Annotated in this window: 21 protein-coding genes; all 21 read right to left on the reverse strand. The window is 43.8% G+C overall.

What is annotated here, in order from left to right; all coding sequences use genetic code 11:
• Positions 1-2: 2 nt before the first annotated feature.
• Positions 3-1,199 carry a DUF2062 domain-containing protein gene (locus tag LX64_RS17815; protein WP_111599028.1) on the reverse strand — a complete coding sequence of 399 codons (1,197 nt, stop codon included), beginning with the start codon at positions 1,197-1,199 and terminating at the stop codon, positions 3-5.
• A gap of 12 nt (positions 1,200-1,211) precedes the next feature.
• Positions 1,212-1,583, reverse strand: a complete 372-nt coding sequence (locus tag LX64_RS17820) for a hotdog family protein (protein ID WP_111599029.1) — start codon at positions 1,581-1,583, stop codon at positions 1,212-1,214.
• Entirely contained in the window at positions 1,570-2,205 is a 636-nt protein-coding gene (locus tag LX64_RS17825) for a hypothetical protein (RefSeq protein WP_111599030.1), read from the reverse strand. Before LX64_RS17825 ends, LX64_RS17820 begins: the two co-directional genes overlap by 14 nt.
• Positions 2,183-2,815, reverse strand: a complete 633-nt coding sequence (locus LX64_RS17830; protein ID WP_111599031.1) for a LolA family protein — start codon at positions 2,813-2,815, stop codon at positions 2,183-2,185. Before LX64_RS17830 ends, LX64_RS17825 begins: the two co-directional genes overlap by 23 nt.
• Positions 2,808-3,584 carry a polysaccharide deacetylase family protein gene (locus LX64_RS17835; protein WP_111599032.1) on the reverse strand — a complete coding sequence of 259 codons (777 nt, stop codon included), beginning with the start codon at positions 3,582-3,584 and terminating at the stop codon, positions 2,808-2,810. The genes LX64_RS17830 and LX64_RS17835 overlap by 8 nt, the downstream gene beginning before the upstream one ends.
• On the reverse strand, positions 3,578-4,648 hold the full coding sequence (locus LX64_RS17840) for a beta-ketoacyl synthase N-terminal-like domain-containing protein (protein ID WP_111599033.1): 1,071 nt from the start codon (positions 4,646-4,648) through the stop codon (positions 3,578-3,580). Before LX64_RS17840 ends, LX64_RS17835 begins: the two co-directional genes overlap by 7 nt.
• Positions 4,649-4,688: 40 nt before the next feature.
• Complete coding sequence (locus LX64_RS17845) at positions 4,689-5,885, reverse strand: beta-ketoacyl-[acyl-carrier-protein] synthase family protein (protein ID WP_111599034.1); 1,197 nt, start codon at positions 5,883-5,885, stop codon at positions 4,689-4,691.
• A gap of 3 nt (positions 5,886-5,888) precedes the next feature.
• Positions 5,889-6,146, reverse strand: a complete 258-nt coding sequence (locus tag LX64_RS17850) for a phosphopantetheine-binding protein (protein WP_111599035.1) — start codon at positions 6,144-6,146, stop codon at positions 5,889-5,891.
• A gap of 3 nt (positions 6,147-6,149) precedes the next feature.
• Positions 6,150-6,770 (reverse strand): beta-ketoacyl-[acyl-carrier-protein] synthase family protein, encoded by a 621-nt coding sequence (locus LX64_RS17855; RefSeq protein WP_111599036.1) that lies wholly within the window; start codon positions 6,768-6,770, stop codon positions 6,150-6,152.
• On the reverse strand, positions 6,757-8,004 hold the full coding sequence (locus tag LX64_RS17860) for an NAD(P)/FAD-dependent oxidoreductase (protein WP_111599037.1): 1,248 nt from the start codon (positions 8,002-8,004) through the stop codon (positions 6,757-6,759). Before LX64_RS17860 ends, LX64_RS17855 begins: the two co-directional genes overlap by 14 nt.
• 50 nt (positions 8,005-8,054) lie before the next feature.
• Positions 8,055-9,119 (reverse strand): methyltransferase, encoded by a 1,065-nt coding sequence (locus LX64_RS17865; RefSeq protein ID WP_111599038.1) that lies wholly within the window; start codon positions 9,117-9,119, stop codon positions 8,055-8,057.
• A 46-nt stretch (positions 9,120-9,165) separates the two neighbouring features.
• Complete coding sequence (locus LX64_RS17870) at positions 9,166-10,323, reverse strand: beta-ketoacyl synthase N-terminal-like domain-containing protein (RefSeq protein ID WP_111599111.1); 1,158 nt, start codon at positions 10,321-10,323, stop codon at positions 9,166-9,168.
• A 5-nt stretch (positions 10,324-10,328) separates the two neighbouring features.
• Positions 10,329-10,757 carry an acyl-CoA thioesterase gene (locus tag LX64_RS17875; protein ID WP_111599039.1) on the reverse strand — a complete coding sequence of 143 codons (429 nt, stop codon included), beginning with the start codon at positions 10,755-10,757 and terminating at the stop codon, positions 10,329-10,331.
• A gap of 27 nt (positions 10,758-10,784) precedes the next feature.
• Positions 10,785-11,435, reverse strand: a complete 651-nt coding sequence (locus LX64_RS17880; RefSeq protein WP_111599040.1) for a hypothetical protein — start codon at positions 11,433-11,435, stop codon at positions 10,785-10,787.
• 2 nt (positions 11,436-11,437) lie between these two features.
• Entirely contained in the window at positions 11,438-11,866 is a 429-nt protein-coding gene (locus LX64_RS17885) for a hydroxymyristoyl-ACP dehydratase (RefSeq protein ID WP_111599041.1), read from the reverse strand.
• Between the two features lie 68 nt (positions 11,867-11,934).
• Complete coding sequence (locus LX64_RS17890) at positions 11,935-12,636, reverse strand: LpxL/LpxP family acyltransferase (RefSeq protein WP_245952720.1); 702 nt, start codon at positions 12,634-12,636, stop codon at positions 11,935-11,937.
• Positions 12,637-12,836: 200 nt separating this feature from the next.
• Entirely contained in the window at positions 12,837-13,094 is a 258-nt protein-coding gene (locus tag LX64_RS17895) for an acyl carrier protein (RefSeq protein WP_111599043.1), read from the reverse strand.
• A gap of 134 nt (positions 13,095-13,228) precedes the next feature.
• Entirely contained in the window at positions 13,229-14,449 is a 1,221-nt protein-coding gene (locus LX64_RS17900; protein ID WP_111599044.1) for a beta-ketoacyl-[acyl-carrier-protein] synthase family protein, read from the reverse strand.
• Between the two features lie 23 nt (positions 14,450-14,472).
• Entirely contained in the window at positions 14,473-15,201 is a 729-nt protein-coding gene (gene fabG / locus LX64_RS17905; RefSeq protein WP_111599045.1) for a 3-oxoacyl-ACP reductase FabG, read from the reverse strand.
• Between the two features lie 116 nt (positions 15,202-15,317).
• The gene (locus LX64_RS17910; RefSeq protein ID WP_111599046.1) at positions 15,318-16,853 is read right to left on the reverse strand and encodes an HAL/PAL/TAL family ammonia-lyase; all 1,536 of its coding nucleotides are present in this window, start codon (positions 16,851-16,853) and stop codon (positions 15,318-15,320) included.
• Between the two features lie 273 nt (positions 16,854-17,126).
• Positions 17,127-18,413, reverse strand: a complete 1,287-nt coding sequence (locus tag LX64_RS17915) for a hemolysin family protein (RefSeq protein WP_111599047.1) — start codon at positions 18,411-18,413, stop codon at positions 17,127-17,129.
• Positions 18,414-18,424 lie beyond the last annotated feature (11 nt).

Raw genomic sequence — 18,424 nt, forward strand, 5'->3', positions numbered from 1 at the left:
AGTTAGGCTACTTGTTTCTTTCTTCTAACTAAAGTCAATAATAAAAACGTTACCATCCAAGCTACGATACCTGCTATAACAGCCAGCAATATAGCCCCGCTAAAATACTGTATACCGCCTTGCTTGATGGATTCTATGCTGATGCTTTTACTGAAAATGGCGGCGGTGGCGTCTTCTTGCACAAACAGCCGGCCCATCAATAAACTACCATAAATTATAAAAGGAATCATCGGCGGAATGCTGATGTTGGCTGCTACTACCACGAGCGCCCTATTCAATTTAAACAAAGATGCTAATGCGAACGCGATTAACATTTGGAAGCCCCACACGGGAAATATGCCCATGAATACCCCGAATCCTATCGCTGCAGCTTTCTTCGGGTTCGACTCATTTACATTCCACAGCGTTTCCCTAAAAAAAGCACGCCGGTTTTCCCCTTTCAACATATAGCGGATAAAATCGCGTGGCTTAATGTATAAGAAAGCGATCGTTACCAACACGGTATTCAGCACGCTAATACGCGAAAAATCGCGGAACGGCCGGAAGTGAGATACGCGTTCGCCCGCAGGTGGATAATACACCTGTATAGGCGCCCAATCGATGGTAATACCTCGCCACGATGCCCGCACCAGTACTTCTATTTCGAATTCGTATTTCGTACAGATGTACCACGTTTTCTTCATCCGGTGCACGGGATACAAGCGGTAACCGCTTTGTGTATCGGGCGCCTTCTTACCGGTTTCGACATAAAACCAGAAATTCGAGAATTTATTGGCAAACGTGTTCTTACCGGGCATGTTCTCCTGCTGGAGGTTTCTTGCCCCGATTACTATCGCATCGCGGTTCTCGCTGATTTTTTGGAGGAAGATCGGCAAGTCGGACGCGAAATGTTGACCATCGGCATCCATGGTAATCACAAAGTCGTACCCTTGAGAGATGGCGTATTTAAAACCTTGTCGTAACGCCCAACCTTTCCCCCGGTTTGGCGCATAGCTTACGATTTGTAAGCCTGGGAAGCCTTGTAGTATTTCGTTGGTAGCATCGGTGGCGCCGTCGCTTACAACAATTACATGCGAGGTATATGCCAACGCCGATTCCACAACAGCCGCCAGTGTACCGGCGTTATTGTACGTAGGAATCAATACGCAGGCTTTGTGCGCTTCAAATTGCGGGTGATATGTTTCGTAGGTCGTTGTCAAAGGGATGGAGAATTATTGCTTATGGAAAGTACCTTGAAACTTCAAGAATACGGTGGCTTCGCTTTTGATCACGGCGTTTACTTTCACGCTGGCTTCAGTTGGGAAGCTGTATTGAAGGTCGACGTTCACATTGGGTTGTTGTGTAGGGTCGATCATGTTCAAGAACTTCATACTGCTAGCTTTGTCGAGCAATAGGTTTGCGTTTACAGCATTACCCAATAATTCGGTAATTGTTTGCATCATACATACGCCGGGCACAACGGGTTGTTCGGGGAAGTGACCGCCGAAGATCGGGTGCGCAGCATTGATGGTGATCGCGTTGCTCACGTGGTTTTCGGCTAATTGGGTGGTATTGTCGACTGTATAAAAATTATTTGCTAACATTTTCTTGTACGCGTTGAGATGAAATATTGAATTTGAATTTTTTATGTTGAATGAAGATCGAATCTGGCACGCCGTTCTTATAATCTTTCATCCAAATATCTACGACCGGCTTGCGTTTTGAACCGTTCTGCACTTTTTCGAGTGATTGGCAAGCGGTATCGGTAATATAATAAATGCGGCCTTTTGTTAAGTTAAAGGCAGTGTATAGTTTGCCGTATCCTTCATATACTGTTGCAAAAGAAGGATTTTGTTGCATGAGAATCATGGAAAAATCTTTCTGCAAGGTTTTGATAACGGCTTTCTTATCCATTTTCGGTATGATGTAGTACTTCGTAAAGCGGCCATCTTTAGAAAATTCGAAGTCGAAAAACTTGAATCCCATTTCGTTGGCAAACACAATGCGCATGCTGGAATCGGGCATTCGTTTATAGAATAGTAAGCCACTGAAGTGATTGTTTAATACATCTACTTGCGTATTATATAATGTTCTTTCGCCGAATTGTGGTTTGAATGCTTGAATACAAGCCGCATCCCTACCGGCAGCGGGTTTTAACGCGCGGTATTCAGAATGGCAACTGGTAAGGCCAAAACACAACAAACTAATTAACAGCAAATACTTCATCTGGAATGTTTACGTTCATTTCACGGTTTACGAAAGTCATGGTAACATCATCACCACTCGTATCGTGCATAACAATCTTCACCACTGCATAATCCTTCTTATCCACCCACAAATCGATGGTTTTAAAATAGGTGCTAATATTCTTATCTGTTGGTGTTAATTCCACGTTGTAGTACTGTGCATTCTCTAACACCTTGCTTTTAAAATCGGCGCTATTCAATACATTTCCTTGCACGCAATCGGCCGTTATTTTACTCACCTTTTGGAAAATTTTGCTTTGGCTCGTGGAGATTTTGTTTTCCTTCTTACTGTCTTTCACCTTGATGTTTTTGCCATTAATAACCATCAAATAGTAAGTAGGCGTTAAATACTCCATTTTCACCTTGTTATCTTTCTTGAACCAAAACTTGCCTTTGCTTACGATTTTATCGGAGAGCATTGTTAAGTTTTTCTCTTGCACGAAATCGCTTTTAATGGATTTAATGTTCTGAGAAGCCTTGCTGAACTGTTCATTAAAAGCAGCTGTATTGGCTACCGGTTTAAAATTTTGCGCGAAGGCATGCATAGTAAATAGCATACAAATCGCTGCAAAAGCAACTATTTTACGCATACGCGGGTATATTTAAAATTTCATCTAATCGTACAATAGTAAACCCTTGATTCCTCAAGCGTTGAATCAAATAGGGCAACAATTGTACCGTTACAGCACAGGTATCGTGGAAGAGGAAAACGTCGCCATTTTTCACATGCTTGGTTACCTTTTCCAGCAGTTTATCGGCATCTTTCGCAACAGTATCGTACGAGCGAACGCTCCAACCAATGGAAGCATAACCGCCGTTTACAATGGCATTGCGCATATTGGGGTTTGTAACACCATATGGTGGACGGAACATACGCGGCTTTTCACCGATTACTTTGTGAATAGCGTTATCGGTGTCTTGCAACTCTTGTAGAATACGTTTGCTGCTGTAAAGGTCGATATACGGGCCGTGATGGAAGCTATGGTTGCCAATAATATGTCCATCGGCATGCATGCTTTTTAGGATATCTTCCCGTCCTTCGATGCGGTTACCGATACAAAAAAAAGCCGCTTGCACATCGTGCTCGCGGAGGATTTTGAGAACTTCCGGTGTAAAATCTTCCAGCGGTCCATCATCGAACGACAAGGCTACTTCCTTTCGATTGGGATGCCCTTTGCAATGGGATTTGATGAAGAAGCCAGCTTTAATAAAATAAGCCCCATATGCTAAAATGGAACAATAGATCCACACCGTTACTACGTACACCCACAAACTGATGGGAACGAACACACGATGTACCGTGATCAAAGCAATGACCAGCAACACAAAAATGATATTAACGTTCCTAAAGTTTAACATACGCTCAATAGAATAAAAGAGTGATGGGTGTTATTGTGATGATTGTATAACAATACTTTCTTTACTTGTTTATGTTTGGCCTCACCGAATAGCATAGCAGGTGGTACTTCACCGGCTTTCAACATTTGTACAGCCGCGTATACGCCAAAGCTGGAGGCTGTAGGGTATTCGCCGCACAAGTGCTTGAAACAAGCAATCGTTGCGCCTGGGAAATACGAACTTTCGATATGATCGTAGCTAAGATCGGAAGAAAAATCGCCGTTCCTACCTGTTAAAATTACATCTACAGCTGTAGGTTCTATGTTATTTTTCGATAAAAAATCGGCACAGAAATTCATGCGTTCGTATACGTCGGTTGGTTTGTAAAGCGTGGCCATAGCATCGATCGTTGCTACTGCGTTATCACCCTTTTCACCACTAAGTACAAAGAACGCGGCACCTTCACCATTGATGGTACCTTTTGTTTCGCTGTGCAGGATGTTGGTGGTATCGATGTTGGATGATTTGTACAAACCAAAGCGTTCTAAGATAGCATGACTTTGATCGGTAATTTCATCTACGCCCCCTGTAAGAATTTGCGCGGTTGGATTTTCTTGCAGGGTAAGCATTGTATCGAGCAAAGCGTTTTCAAAAGAGAACCCGCGGTGCACGAAGGTATTGTTATAACCATGGCAACTAAGCATGAGGGCAATTTGCCCGGCTACCGTGTTGTGCGTTGATTGGATGAAAGCCGTAGGCGTGAGCATTTGCTCTTCTTGGGCAACCATTTTATTCAAGAAAACACCGGTATCGGCAAGGCAGCCGTAGGCGGTACCGGTAATAATAGCGGTAGGACTTTGTATACCTGCTTCTTGTAAACTTAATTGCGAAGCAGCCACCCCCATCTTAATCACGCGGCTCATGCGGCGAATCAATTTAATATCGATCCACTGTTTGTAATCGGGGTCAATAACCGGTAAGCGGCTGGTTTGGTACGTACGTACTTCTTCCAAGAAGCCGCTACCATCGGCCGTTTGTTGTGGCGATACACAACCTGTTCCCCGTATGTACATTTTATTTATCATGCTAACAATTGATATAGCAATAATTTATTATCAACTTTATTTACCTTGAAAATACAAGGCTAGAGCAGTTTCCACCGAAACCAAAAGAGTTACTTACTACGTGTGGTAAATCGTTGCCTTTCGAGAACGTTGTTACCGGCGAGAAGGATAATTCTTTCATTTGATGTTGGAAACGTGCGTTGGGATAAATAATCCCATCTCGAACAGCTAAAGAAGAGAATACCGCTTCGATACCACCGCTGGCGCCTAATGTGTGCCCTGTAAAGGATTTAGTAGAGCTAGCGGGAGGTGTTGCACCTGCGAATAATCTTTCAATTGCAATTCCTTCACTTACATCGTTATTGGCAGTGCCAGTGCCGTGTAAATTGATATAAGCTACATCTTTCGGTTCAATTCCACTTCTTTCCAAAGCCGTTTTCATGGCTAAGTAGTTCCCGGTGCCGTCGGGTGACGAAGCTGTTTGGTGATAGGCATCGTTGGCATTAGCGAAACCACTGAGTTTGCACCATGGCTTGCCGGGCAATTTAGTGGCAAGCTCATCGTTTACTAACACAACGTAGCCAGCACCTTCGCCTAGGTTAAGTCCTGTGCGGGTATCGTCGAACGGCCTGCACAATGCCTGGTCTAAGATCATAAGCGTGTTAAAACCGTTGACGGTGAAGCGTGTGAGCGAATCCGTTCCGCCGGCAATTACAGCGTCGAGCATGCCTGCTTTAATTAACCGGCTACCTAGCATTAATGCATTGGCGCCTGAAGAACAAGCGGTACTAATAGTCGACACATGGTGTTTGATGCCCATAGCATCGGCAACAATTTCCGTAGCGGCGCCACATTCGTGGTTCACTACATGGCGTAGTTGACCGCTTTGTGGGTTGGCTAAGAAATCGATATAGAAATCTTCCGTTTTGTCCATTCCTCCAACGGTGTTAGCGGAAATAAAGCCTACCCGGAATTGCTTGATATCGCCCAAGCCGGTGCTTTGCCAAGCTTCTTGTACTGCCAATAGGCTAAGCATAGCAGTTCTGCTAGTACTAGGCTTTAGGCCCGTAGCAGCCGCCAGTTCCGCGTTACTGGATTTCACTTCAGCAACAGGAAAAACACCTTTATGCGCCGATTGCAGGTAGTGCATATCTTCGATGCCGGGTTGCATGTTCTCGAATGATGTTAAGCATTCTTCCACATTCTTCCCGATACCGCAAATAACGCCACCGCCTGCGATCCAAACTTGTTGACTCATCAACTAGCTTTTTTGATTAGCTGTAATAAATTCCGCCATTGTACGTACTGAAGCAAAGATCTTCGGACCATCTTCAGGGTTCGCGATACGGATGTTATAGTTTTGTTGCAACAACACGATTAATTCCAATGCATCGATTGAATCTAGTCCTAAACCATCTTTAAACAAAGATTGATCGTCGCCGATATCTGCCGGTGTTAATTCTTGAAGATTCAATTGTTTGATGATCTGCTCTTTCAGATCTTGCATCAACTTTTCCATATTCTATATTTGGTACAATTTATTTAATGTGTCGCCATTGAAAGGGGTATGAAGCGTACCGGGTTCTTTTTCAACAAGGAACAACGCCCCGTCGTAATGCGAACCATACTGCTCTACCCAACCGCAAATACATGCTTGCACTGTGTTCGAATCGAACAGTGTTTGCACGTAGGTGGCGATGAACGCGGTGTCGAATTTATCAAAAATAAAGAAGGAATTTTCCCCCTTTAATTTATGGCGGATGCTGATTTCGCCGATAACGATGTTCGGTAGCGTATACACGAACAGCGCAGGGCTGGCAATATCGCTCACGGTATCGAAGTAGCGTTCGTCGGTGTCCTGGCTACTACTACTATTCGCAAGTATAATACCCACATCGCCGGCAGCGTATTTATCTGCCGGTAATGTGTTTTGCAATAATATTTCAGTTCCTAACCAACCTAACTTACTGAGCGCATCCATTTTGTGATACTTCGGGTAATTACCCGCGTATTGATCGTATAAAGCACGCAGGAAATCTGCTTCACCGTTGCTTTTCCAGGTCTCTTCACCATTCTTCCGCACCGCGTGGGGGCGGATGGTAACGCTTGCTGTGATGTAGGTATGTTGATTAGTTAAGTTCATCCAATTTCTGAGTTAGTTCGATCGTACGAGCTAAGCGTTTTAAAGCTGTATCGTGGTTCGCCACGAATGGGTTCGACTGGTCCCAAACATAGCCGGCAAGTACAGAGCAAATTTGCGCTTTGATTTTCGGATCTGGATTTTTTGAGAAGAAGATGGTATCCAAAGTACCTTCATACCAGGCCATTACATAAGAGCGGAATACGTTTACGCCTTGCATAGTGGGTTCCATGTATTCTTTTTCCCAGTCCACCGCTTCTCCTTTTAATTTCTTGATCACCAATTTCGCAGCTGTTTGGCTGGAAACTGTAGCCAAAGTTACGCCAGATGAGAAAATTGGGTCGAGGAATTCGGTCACATTCCCTGTTAATACGAAACCGTCGCCGTAGAACTTATCTGTAGTAGCACTCCAAGCCTCCAAGGTGCGCGGTTCGAATTCGAATTTCACATCGCGGAACCGTTCCGCGGTATGTGGTTCGCTTTCTAACATGGCACGGAATTGCTCTTCCGGGGTGCCTTCAAAACCTGCAAAGAAGGATGGGTCGCCCACGAAACCAACGGATGTTAAGCCGGTGGAGAACGGGATGATCCAAATCCAAATACTGGGTTTATGTACAACGGCCGTAATACGGTTCGGCTCGTCGGCCATAGAACGGCGGATATCGTGGGTATGAGCGAATAAAGCCTTACGCGGTTGTAATACCGATGGTTTATCGAGGTTAAAGAGTTTTGGGATAACCCTTCCATAACCACTACCATCAATAATAAAACGAGCTTCGATTTGACTTTGTACGCCGTTTACGTCTTCAACAGTGGTGATAGAATCGGCACCATTGAAAACAATATTTGTAACGGTTGTTTCGTAGCTTACCTCTACACCCATACGCTGCGCAGTATCGGCGAGGGTTTTATCGAAATCTGCGCGTTGCACTTGCCAAGTCCAATTCCACCCCGGGGTGTATTGTTCTTCGAAAGTGAAATCACAGATAGCACCTTGTTTTACAAACTTGGCACCGAATTTCTTTTGGAAGCTTTTTTCACTGATAGCATCAATGAAACCGGCTTCTGTAAGTGCATCCATACAGCGAGGTAACAAGCTTTCGCCAATGACGAACCGAGGAAACTTCAATTTCTCTACGATCTTCACTTTGTAGCCTTCTTTCCGGAGGATAGCAGCAGCTACGGAGCCCGATGGGCCGGCTCCAATAACTAATACATCCACTTTTTCTGTTTGCATAGCATAGTGTTTTGGACAGTGTTAAGTGTTAAGATGAAAGCGTGTTGTTGTTATGCTTTTTTGCACTTCAACAATGTATAACTCAAGCCAACGGAGTTATCTTCTTCTACTATTTCTAAACCGGCATTTTTAATACAAGCAAAGAAATCGTCGGTATGATACATTTGGCTATTACCATTTGCCATGGCCGTGAAATACAAGGATGTTTGTTGCAAGCAGAATGCGGCTGATTTAAATATTTGACGGTTCCAGAACGGCTCGAGAATATACACGAATCCATCATCGGTTACCGCTTCGCGGCAGCGTTTCAAGATAGAAGTGATTTCCGCTTCGCTGAAACAATCGAGGAATTGGCTCATCCAAATAGCATCGTAGCCTTTCGGGAACGGTAAGGTTTCATCCAAAATATTAGTTGGGAAGAAATCTACACGATCGCTCATGCCTTGTTCTGCAATGTTTTTAGTAGCTAAGCCCACTTGTCCTGGTAAATCCATGATGGTTACTTTCACATCCGGATCGAATTTCGCGCAAGCGAGCGACCATTTACCGGTGTTACCGCCAATGTCGAGCAACTTGCGAGGTTTATTTTTGAACACCAATGGCAATACTGCTGGGAAAGCCAAATCGGAGTAATAGTGATCGAAGTTGAACCAGCTATCGCCTTCTTTTTTAGGAAGTAATGATAAGCCTTCGTAGATGGTGTTCCAAGGACCTAATTCTTTCAAACCGGCAGGTTTGCCTTCGGTAAGGGCCTCTTGTAAGTGGAACATACCTTTGTAACAGATATCGTGTGAGAAATCCATGTTCACACGGGTCAATTGATCGTGTTGGATGAAGTGACCTGTTTTTGTGATTGTGTATTTTTTATCATTCACTAACAGCATTTCCATTCCTAAACCGGCTTCCAACAGAACCCTCACAGCGTAGCGACTCAAGTTTGTTTTCTCGATGATCTCTTCGATGGTGAGGCCGGCATTTGATTCGCCGATCGCTTTTAGAATGCCCATATCGCGCAGGGCCTTAGCTGCCTGAAACACAACGGGTGCGAATGCAATCCATAACGCGGCTTCTTTTGCCTGCAAAGCTGTTTTCGTTTCCTTGTTAAAAAATTCCATGCTGAAGTTTTACTGAGATAAGAGATGATTTTGATGAATAGGATTTTTAGGCACCTGTTTCATACTTTCCAAAAATCATGGCGGCATTGCATCCACCGAAACCGGAAGTTGTTTTCAGGTAATAGTTTGTAGGTTGTTGGAGGATGACGTTTGGCACGTGCAGTGGTTGACTGACGCCAAGCGTTTGGAACCCCAAAGTTGGTAATACTACGTTGTTATCCATGGCATGCATGCCCACAATGGCCTCTAACAAACCTGCTGCACCCAACGTATGGCCGTAATAACCTTTTAAGCTATTGACCGGTGCATCTAATAAGCCCGCTAATGCAAAGGCTTTAGACTCCATTTCGTCGTTATACAAGGTAGCAGTGCCATGTGCTGAAACAAACCCGATATCTCTGCGCTCGATACCGCTTGCTTCAATAGCTTTTTGGATGGCTAACGCCAATTCTTCGCCGGTACGCGAAGGTCCGCTAATATGATTTGCATCGTTACTGGAGGCCCCTTCCAACAAGCGGAACACTTTGCCGGCTTGGGGGGGAATTTCTTTCGAAACAATTACCGTGGCTGCTGCTTCGCCGAGGTTGATGCCTTTTCTTTCAGCATCGAACGGTAAGCAACGTGTATCGCTTACGGCTTGGAACGATTGAAACCCGCTGAGCACAAACTTCGTAAACACATCGGCACCACACACCACTACATGGTCGTATTGTTGTGCGCGCACCAAGCGTTGTGCAATTAACATCGCCAACAAGCCGGAAATACAAGCATTGCTTAATACAATTGGCGTGGTGGTAAACCCTACTTTATCCGCAATTATCTGCGCGGCTTGGGTAAGGTGGAGTTGCGATGGTTGTTGTACTTGTTGTGCTTCCAGTAATTCGATATTTCCTTTTGTAGAAGAAAGTATAAACCCAACACGCGGGCTTTTCACGTCGATGTTTGTTTGTGAAAGCGCGTACTGGATCGAGGCGATCGACAATTGTTCGAACTTTGTGCAGCCTTGCAAGTTGAATGTACTGGCTAAGTTTTGTACTTGTTCGGAGGGTACAATAGCCCCAAAAAAAGGCGCGGCTGCCAAAGAAGGATCGTTGTGCAACTGTACGCCAGAATTGCCTTGCAGCAATTGCTGGAAGTTCTGCGCCGTGGTATTGCCTAGCGGGGAAACGATATTATCTGCTATTACATATACTGCCTCTTTCATATTGTTTATATGATGCCCCATTTTTGTTTCCATTCGGCAAAGAATGGCGGGTTAATGAGTTGTAAAGTAGCTGTTTCTTTATCTAGGAACACTTGTACGCTCGAACCGGTTGCTACTACTTCTTGGGTAGCCGCGTTATAAATAGTGTACTCAAACTTTAGTTTTGCAGCAGGCGTGTCAATGAAACGTGTTTCGACGATAATCGAGTCGCCATATCGTACAGAACGTTTGTAATTGCAGTCGACATGTACGACAGGAGCCGTGAAATCGTGCCCGAAGATATCGAGGTATTTGATACCATATTTTTTACCGAACGCCTCCCTGCCATCTTCGAAATACCGGATATAATTGCCGTGCCACACAATTCCTAATGGGTCGGCTTCATTAAACCGGATCACAATCTCGGTACGCTCACTTAATACTACTGCTTGCATCTACTATGTTGTCTGATAATATTTTTGTTATTCTTCGCTGTATTGGGTTTTCCAATCTTTGTATTTCGCATCGATGTTCTCTAATGCATCTTTTACGGCACCTGCCCAGTTGTTACGGAAGCTGGTGAAAGCGAATTTATTTTGTTTGCCGGTTACTCTTTCTGCTACTAATACTTTCTTTGTTTTCATATCAATCACAGTGAACCAGCAAGAGATTTCTTTCTTGGTTTGAGAGAAGGCTTCCATTACCAATACAACACCTAAGCCTGTACGGTTTTTCAAATCGATACCTTTTACGCTTTTAGCGATATCTTCTGGTGTTAAACGGTTGAAGTCGCTGCTAGCTGTAGATTTGATATCATCTGGATCTGTTTTCTCGTTTGTTTTGTTGATAGGACCCAAATCGGTATCTACTGCATCTTTATGGAAATATTTTTCGAGTTTGTATTTTTTAGGTTCGTTTACTACTACCTCGTTGATACCTACAAATTGGCGATCGCGGATATCGCGAGCATCTGCGTTAGAATCGTTGATTAAACGCATGTTAGTAAAATCGATACCGAGGTAAAGAACTTTTGCGTCGTTTTTAAAGAAATCTTTCGCTGTTGATTGTGCATTCGCTGCAACGCCCATAAAGAGGCTTACTACTGCCGCATAGAGGAATTTCATTGTTCTCATGTTTAATTTTTATTTGTGGGGACAAAGATTTTCATTTCGCACTGCGCCATTAAAATATTGTTTTGGAAGACGCGGCCATGAACGACCGTTGCGTTGAAAACTTCGTGCGTGATGTGGATTTCCGTTTCTATATCTGTACCGGCTTCCGGTAATTGAATGATTTCAAGATCTTTCACAGCGCCAATAAAGCCCAGCGGTACGGGTTCATTTTTTTGTTTAGCGATGAAGCCTACACGTGCAGCTGCTGTTTGGGCAATATTTTCCATTAAGCCCGGTGGCATGAAACGGCCGTTTTCAACGAATACATTGGTCGGTTCGATATGTAAACCGGTTCTCATGATCTTATCTTCAGCTACGATCACCTTATCAATCATCACCATAGGAGGGCGTTGCGGGATGTAATTGATGATATCTTCTTTTTGAACTAACATTTTATATGGCGTGGTTATTTCAGCTTTGTGATGAGTTAAACTATGAAATTACTTTGCGCAATAGGTTTTTACTTACTGTTGTCGGCTGGAGCATTCTCTTCGTTGGCCCAGAAATCGTAGTAATTGAACCATTGCAACGGGTATTTTTTTACTTTTTCTTCCATCGCTACCACGAAATCGTTAACAGCCTTGGGCAAATCGGCTCGCCCTTGGTAGGTAACGGGTGGTGTTGAATAGAGGTGATAATGGGTGGCGCTTTCTTTAAATGCGAATACAAGCGAAATGGGTACTCTAAACGTGGTTGCTAACTGGAACGGTCCTAATGGGAAACTTGCATCTTTCCCCAAGAACGGTACCCGTAACGTTTTGTTGCCCGGTAAAAAGCGATCGGCATGCATACATACCAGCTCGTTCTTACTTAAAGCATCATTAATGGCATAGATATGGGAAAGATCGTCTTTAATAACAATCACATTTACCACGCGTTCGCCTGTTACCGAGGTAACATAATTCTTGATACGTTCATGTTCTCCATCGAACATTACAATGTTAATGGGCGTTTCAAGACGTGTAAATAAATGCCCGGCCACTTCCCAATTTCCCAAGTGGGCACTTAACAAAATGCCGCCTTTATTATTGGCTACGATGTGACGCAAATTCTCTTCTCCATCAAATTCAAAGGTGAACTTATTGGAAAAGCCCGCCATCATCACAATTTTATCTATCAATGTTTGTCCAAAAACATAATAGTTGCGGTATAAGCTAACCATGGTTTTCCATCGCCCATACCCCAACCGCTTATGAAAATAGTTGCCTATTGCAACGGACGAACTATATGAAAACAAAAAATAATAGGTGGCAACAAAGCGTAATAATACATATGCCGGTTGCACACCGCCTACGCGAAGTAGTTCAATAAAGATTCGGTAACCGAGTTTGTTCCCTTTTGACTTTCCTTGCCACGATGGCATTATACCAATTCTTTTTGTTTAACACGCGCAATTACGTAATCGTAGAAATCTTGGAAGTTAACAATACCTTGAAAATCTTCAGGCTTTACTTTGAATCCAAAATTTCCTTCAATAGCAACAACTAGGTCGATGTAATCCAAGCTGTCCAACCCCAAAGTTTCCTTGAGGTCCGCTTGCGGGGTAATGCTTTCCGGGGCTACTTCAAACTCCTCGACTAAGAAAGCATTTGTTTTGTTAATAATGTCAATAATTTCCATAAAAAGTGTGTTCCAGGAATAGGTTGATTAAATAGACGATTAGCAATAATTAAGAATACGGGCAGTTTGTCGTTTAAATTAGTTCCGCATCGCGTTCTTTACCTTATCAATCCTTACAAAAATACAGAATTTGCCTAATGCCACTTCCGTATGATCAAGGAAGAGTTGGTACCGCCAAATCCGAACGAGTTGGACAAAAATAGATCAAAATTTTTATTGAGCGTATTTGTCACCAAGTTCAGCTTGGCCGAATCCTCATCGGGATTTTCGAAATTAATATTGGGCGCCATGAAGCCGTTATGCATCATAAGCGAAGAATACACGATTTCACTGGCACCTGCCATCCAACATTCGTGGCCGGTCATGCCTTTCGTAGAGCTAATCGGCGTTTTATATTCGCCGAACACTTGGTGAAGTGCTTTCGCCTCCGAAGCATCGCCTGCCGGGGTAGAGGTAGCATGCGCATTGATATAGCCAATTTCTTTCGGGTGCACGCCCGCATCCAATAGGGCCATTTGCAAAGACCGTACCGGGCCGTCTACGCTCGGGTTAGAAATATGGCTGCCATTGGAGGAAAACCCGTACCCGAGTACTTCCCCGAGGATGGGCGCTCCCCTTCTTTGTGCCGATTCCAAGCTCTCTAATATCACCGTAGCTGCGCCACCACTAGGTACCAAGCCATCCCTATCACGGTCGAACGGGCGGCTGGCCTTTGAAGGATCGCCTTCACGGGTGGAAAAAGCTGCAATGGCATCAAAATTACCCATCGAGTAAATGTTAATCTCTTGGGCTCCACCGCAAATCACGGTGTCTTGCATGCCGTTTTTTATAAACATGTAACCTAAACCAATGGCGTGCGAACCACTTGCACAAGCGGCACTTACGCTGAAATTCACGCCTTTCAGCTTGAAAATCGTGGCCAAGTTCATGTTCACGGTCGAGTTCATCGTTTGGAAAACGGAACCAGACCCAACGAGCATTGTATCTTTCTTCTCGCGCATGATGTCTGTCGCTTCTACAACAGGCTTAGCAGAGCTATCATTTCCAATTAAAATACCCACTTCCCGGCTATCGATGTAGTCTTGGTCCATTTTTGCATTGCCCAAGGCTTCGCGGGTCGACATAAACGCGAATTCAGCCTGTTCGGGCATCATTAAGCGGGCACGCCTGTCTAGCAATCCTTTTAAATCTGGGCGATCTACATAACCGGTTAAACCCGAACGGTAGCCAAAAGCTTTCCTTTCGGGGTCCAGGATAATACCGGATCGACCTACATATAATGAATCCTTCACCTCCTCCAGGTTCTTCCCGATGCAAGAATAAATACCGAGACCCGTAATCACTACTCTATTCATATGTTACTAATTGCTGTGATTGATTAGGAATATAAACCACCATTGATGTTAATCACCTCGCCGGTGATGTATCCCGCGCCTTTAGAAGCTAAGAAGGCCACTGTAGCAGCTACTTCTTCCGGGGTACCGAAACGGTTCATGGGCACTTGTGCCGCTAGTTCCTTTTCGTTCAATTCGGCTGTCATATCCGTTCTAATAAACCCAGGAGCGATGGCATTTACGGTAATCCCGCGCTTCGCTACTTCCTGCGCCAATGCCTTAGTAGCACCAATAATGCCAGCTTTTGCCGCAGAATAGTTTACCTGGCCCGGTGTACCTTTTAAACCAGAAAGGGATACCATGTTTACGATACGACCGTATCTTTTCAACAACATCCCGTTTAATACTTGTTTTGTAACGTAAAAGAATCCATCCAAGCTAGCACCTAATACATCGCGCCATTGCTCATTTTTCATCCAATACATTAACACATCTTCGCGGATACCGGCATTATTCACCAATACCTCGATATATTTTTCAGTTTGTGCCTCAATCCATCCGCCCAACACCTGTTGTACTTCTTCGGCATTCCCCACGTTAAACTGCATAATTTCGCCATCGCTACCTTTTGCGCGTACGGCGGCTAATGTATCTTCGGCGGCTGCTTGGTTGCCTTTGTAGTTAATGAGCACATAATAGCCCAATTCTGCCATCTGCAAACAAACTGCTCTACCTATTCCTCTCGACCCCCCTGTTACTAATGCACACTTCATCGTTTATTTTTTGGGTTTATATTTTTCTATGAAGAACAAATTTCGCTGCCCTTTTTTACGATAAAAAAGTACAGCGAAATTGCCTGGTATCTTGTTGATATTCTGTTACCTATTTATTAAATACTTAACGGTTCTGCCGTCATCAAGTATTGCTTGATGTTCTGCACGTCTTTGTATTTAGGACTGTCGTCGATAAATTTAGGGAAAATCGCCCGCACATCTTGGTAAATTTTGTGTGAGAACGTACTCAGCCTGTCTTGGCAATTCAAGTAATCTACAGCTTGTAACATGGTCATTACTTGGATCGATAATACCTCGAATGTATTTTCAATTACTTTAGCCGTCATTTCCGCTGCGTTGCAACCCATACTTACGATATCTTGGTTATCGTTGTTGTTCGGGATACTGTGCACATACATCGGGAACGACAAGGTTTGGTTCTCGGCCACTGTTGACGTAGCGGTGAATTGCACCCCTTGCATACCGAAGTTGAAGCCTAATTTCCCGAGGTTAATGAATGGCGGGAATTTATGATTCAAACGGTCGTTCATTAAGTAGTTCAACTGGCGTTCAGAAAGCATAGAAAGCTTGGTAATCGCGATCTTCACTTTGTCCATTTCCAAGGAAATATAATCGCCATGGAAGTTACCGCCGTGGAATACATTACCGGCTCTATGGTCTACAACGGGGTTGTCGTTAGCAGAATTGAGTTCGTTTACCACTGTTTTTTCGGCTGCTACGAGGGTATCGTAAATTGGGCCTAATACTTGGGGAACGCAGCGTAAGCTGTAATATTCTTGTACTTTATCTTTGAAGATTTCGTCTTCTAATTCTTTGTAAAGATGGTCGGGACGGTGACGCACCATTTTGCTGTCTTGCAAAATATAGCGCATTCTTTCCGCGATGTGGTTCTGACCAGGGTGTCTCTTCACAACATTCAACTCTAAAGAAAGGTGATCGTCGAATGCTTCAACAATTTCGTTGATCATAGACGATAAAATCGTGCTCCACGATAAGAGTTTCTTGGCGTAGATCACGTTGGTTAAACCAATTCCCGTCATAGCCGAGGTACCGTTCAATACCGCTAAGCCTTCACGTACACGTACTTGTAATGGTTTCAAACCCACTTTTTCGAATGCTTCAGCCGCGGGCTGTACTTTATCTTGGAATAAAACGTCCCCTTCACCAATTAAGCAATGCGCCAAATGGGCAAGTTGCACTAAATCGCCGCTGGCACCAACGCCACCGTGTTCAAACACGATGGGAAGAATATCGTGGTTGATCATACCTGCGAGTAATTCAACAGCATCGGGATGAATACCGGAAAAGCCTTGCATGAAGCTATTTAAGCGAGCAATCATTAACGCCTTTGCGAAAAGAGGAGCTAAAGGTTTACCTGCACCGGAGCTATGACTCCTAATGAGGTTATATTGGAGTTGTAATTTATCTTCTTCACTAATACGGTATTGCGCCATTGGCCCAAAACCGGTATTAATACCATAGATCAATTTTTTAGCAGAGAATGTCTCTAGGAATTCGAAATTATCTTTAACGTTCTGTACAGCGGTGGGGTCTAAAGTTAATTTTTCACCCCCGAACAATACCTTATGCACTTCATCTAAGGAAAGAACCTTACTTCCTAAAACAACCATTTTTTTATTCCGTGTTAAATGTGTAAGAAAAAAGCGCTCAAAATTAGTATAAAGATGGATTTATCCCATACCCCCTAAAAAAAATATTTTAGCGGTTCAGGATCAAGGTCTTGAACACCACGACTGATGTTTTGCAGTGCTTGTTGTAGGTCCTTTGTGTTAATCTGTTACACTTCTCCATTCCGGTTTTTAGCCGGGCGCTTATGCTATATCATGTGGGGAACTTCCCCCAAAGTTGGCTGTAATTACATGGTTTTGGGCCAACACAATCGATTAATCCTCGATTGTGCTGGGTGGATGTACAAGGATTTTATCGATCCTATGGGCATCCATATCAACTATTTCGAACGTAAAATCACGCCACTCGAACTTCTCCCCTGTTTGCGGGATATGTTCCAAGTTATGTAATATAAAACCTGCTAATGTATCGAATTCTTGTTCAAATTCCGCCATCCAGTCTTCTTTATCGAATTCGCTGAGGAAGTCGTAGAAAGGAATTTGGGCATCCACAAGATAAGATCCATCATCGCGGCGAACCATTTCATAATCGTCTTGCCCCGTTTCTGGCATATCGCCTACGATGGCTTCGAGGATATCGTTCAAGGTAATCATCCCGAGGAATGTACCATACTCATCCACGATGAAAGCTGCATGTACTTGGGTTTCTTTGAACTTTTCAAGTACTTGGTAAGCAGAGTTATTTTCGGGGATAAAGAGTGGCTTTCTCATTACATCGGCCAATTTCACATCGCTGCTAGCGGCGTATAGGTCTTTAATAAGAATGATCCCTTTTACATTATCGATTTGATTGCTGCACACCGGGTAAACGGAATGCACGCCATTCGATTTAATCTTTGGCTTGTACATGGAGGCATCTTCGTTAATGTCGAGCCACACAATATCAGTACGGTGCGTCATCAAAGAGGTAATATTTCTATCACCTAAGTGGAAAACGCGTTCGATAATTTCTTGTTCAGTTTCTTCGATGGCGCCGGAGTTGGTGCCTTCGTTGATAATGGCTTTGATCTCTTCCTCCGTTACCATCGTGTCCGATGTTTTTTTCAGGTTGAAGACCTTCACCAAGAAGTTGGTAGAAATGCTTAATAACCAAATGAACGGGAAGGTAACGCGACTTAAGAAGTGCATTGGACCTGCTACGTTTTTGGCAATAGTTTCAGGGTTGGCAAGACCGATCCTTTTGGGAACGAGTTCACCCAGGACGAGTGAAAGATAAGTAATGACAATTACGATCAGTGAAGTAGCAACAGCACTGCTGTATGGCCTTAACACTTCGAATTGACTAACGAAATCCTGGATATCTACTTTCAGTTTTTCACCGGAGTACACACCCGTTAAGATACCGATGAGGGTAATACCGATTTGAACCGTAGACAAGAATGTGTCTGGATTGTTTGCGAGCTTTAACGCAGTTTTTGCTTTCTCATCTCCTTTATTGGCTGCATTCTCCAGCCGCACTTTTCGTGCTGACACAAGGGCAATTTCCGACATCGAAAATATACCGTTGAGCAAAATAAGGATGAGGATAATGACGACTTCCATAATAATACAAG

The organism is Chitinophaga skermanii (assembly GCF_003259335.1).
GTDB classification, from domain to species: domain Bacteria; phylum Bacteroidota; class Bacteroidia; order Chitinophagales; family Chitinophagaceae; genus Chitinophaga; species Chitinophaga skermanii.

Coding starts and splice junctions, on each gene's coding strand:
- LX64_RS17900 (WP_111599044.1), bottom strand. CDS start 14,449: ATGAATAGAGTAGTGATTACGGGTCTCGGTATTTATTCTTGCATCGGG.
- LX64_RS17915 (WP_111599047.1), bottom strand. CDS start 18,413: ATGGAAGTCGTCATTATCCTCATCCTTATTTTGCTCAACGGTATATTT.
- LX64_RS17870 (WP_111599111.1), bottom strand. CDS start 10,323: ATGAAAGAGGCAGTATATGTAATAGCAGATAATATCGTTTCCCCGCTA.
- LX64_RS17820 (WP_111599029.1), bottom strand. CDS start 1,583: ATGTTAGCAAATAATTTTTATACAGTCGACAATACCACCCAATTAGCC.
- LX64_RS17880 (WP_111599040.1), bottom strand. CDS start 11,435: ATGAGAACAATGAAATTCCTCTATGCGGCAGTAGTAAGCCTCTTTATG.
- LX64_RS17835 (WP_111599032.1), bottom strand. CDS start 3,584: ATGTTAAACTTTAGGAACGTTAATATCATTTTTGTGTTGCTGGTCATT.
- fabG (WP_111599045.1), bottom strand. CDS start 15,201: ATGAAGTGTGCATTAGTAACAGGGGGGTCGAGAGGAATAGGTAGAGCA.
- LX64_RS17865 (WP_111599038.1), bottom strand. CDS start 9,119: ATGGAATTTTTTAACAAGGAAACGAAAACAGCTTTGCAGGCAAAAGAA.
- LX64_RS17895 (WP_111599043.1), bottom strand. CDS start 13,094: ATGGAAATTATTGACATTATTAACAAAACAAATGCTTTCTTAGTCGAG.
- LX64_RS17830 (WP_111599031.1), bottom strand. CDS start 2,815: ATGCGTAAAATAGTTGCTTTTGCAGCGATTTGTATGCTATTTACTATG.
- LX64_RS17845 (WP_111599034.1), bottom strand. CDS start 5,885: ATGAGTCAACAAGTTTGGATCGCAGGCGGTGGCGTTATTTGCGGTATC.
- LX64_RS17840 (WP_111599033.1), bottom strand. CDS start 4,648: ATGATAAATAAAATGTACATACGGGGAACAGGTTGTGTATCGCCACAA.
- LX64_RS17855 (WP_111599036.1), bottom strand. CDS start 6,770: ATGAACTTAACTAATCAACATACCTACATCACAGCAAGCGTTACCATC.
- LX64_RS17875 (WP_111599039.1), bottom strand. CDS start 10,757: ATGCAAGCAGTAGTATTAAGTGAGCGTACCGAGATTGTGATCCGGTTT.
- LX64_RS17885 (WP_111599041.1), bottom strand. CDS start 11,866: ATGTTAGTTCAAAAAGAAGATATCATCAATTACATCCCGCAACGCCCT.
- LX64_RS17860 (WP_111599037.1), bottom strand. CDS start 8,004: ATGCAAACAGAAAAAGTGGATGTATTAGTTATTGGAGCCGGCCCATCG.
- LX64_RS17890 (WP_245952720.1), bottom strand. CDS start 12,636: ATGGTTAGCTTATACCGCAACTATTATGTTTTTGGACAAACATTGATA.
- LX64_RS17825 (WP_111599030.1), bottom strand. CDS start 2,205: ATGAAGTATTTGCTGTTAATTAGTTTGTTGTGTTTTGGCCTTACCAGT.
- LX64_RS17850 (WP_111599035.1), bottom strand. CDS start 6,146: ATGGAAAAGTTGATGCAAGATCTGAAAGAGCAGATCATCAAACAATTG.
- LX64_RS17910 (WP_111599046.1), bottom strand. CDS start 16,853: ATGGTTGTTTTAGGAAGTAAGGTTCTTTCCTTAGATGAAGTGCATAAG.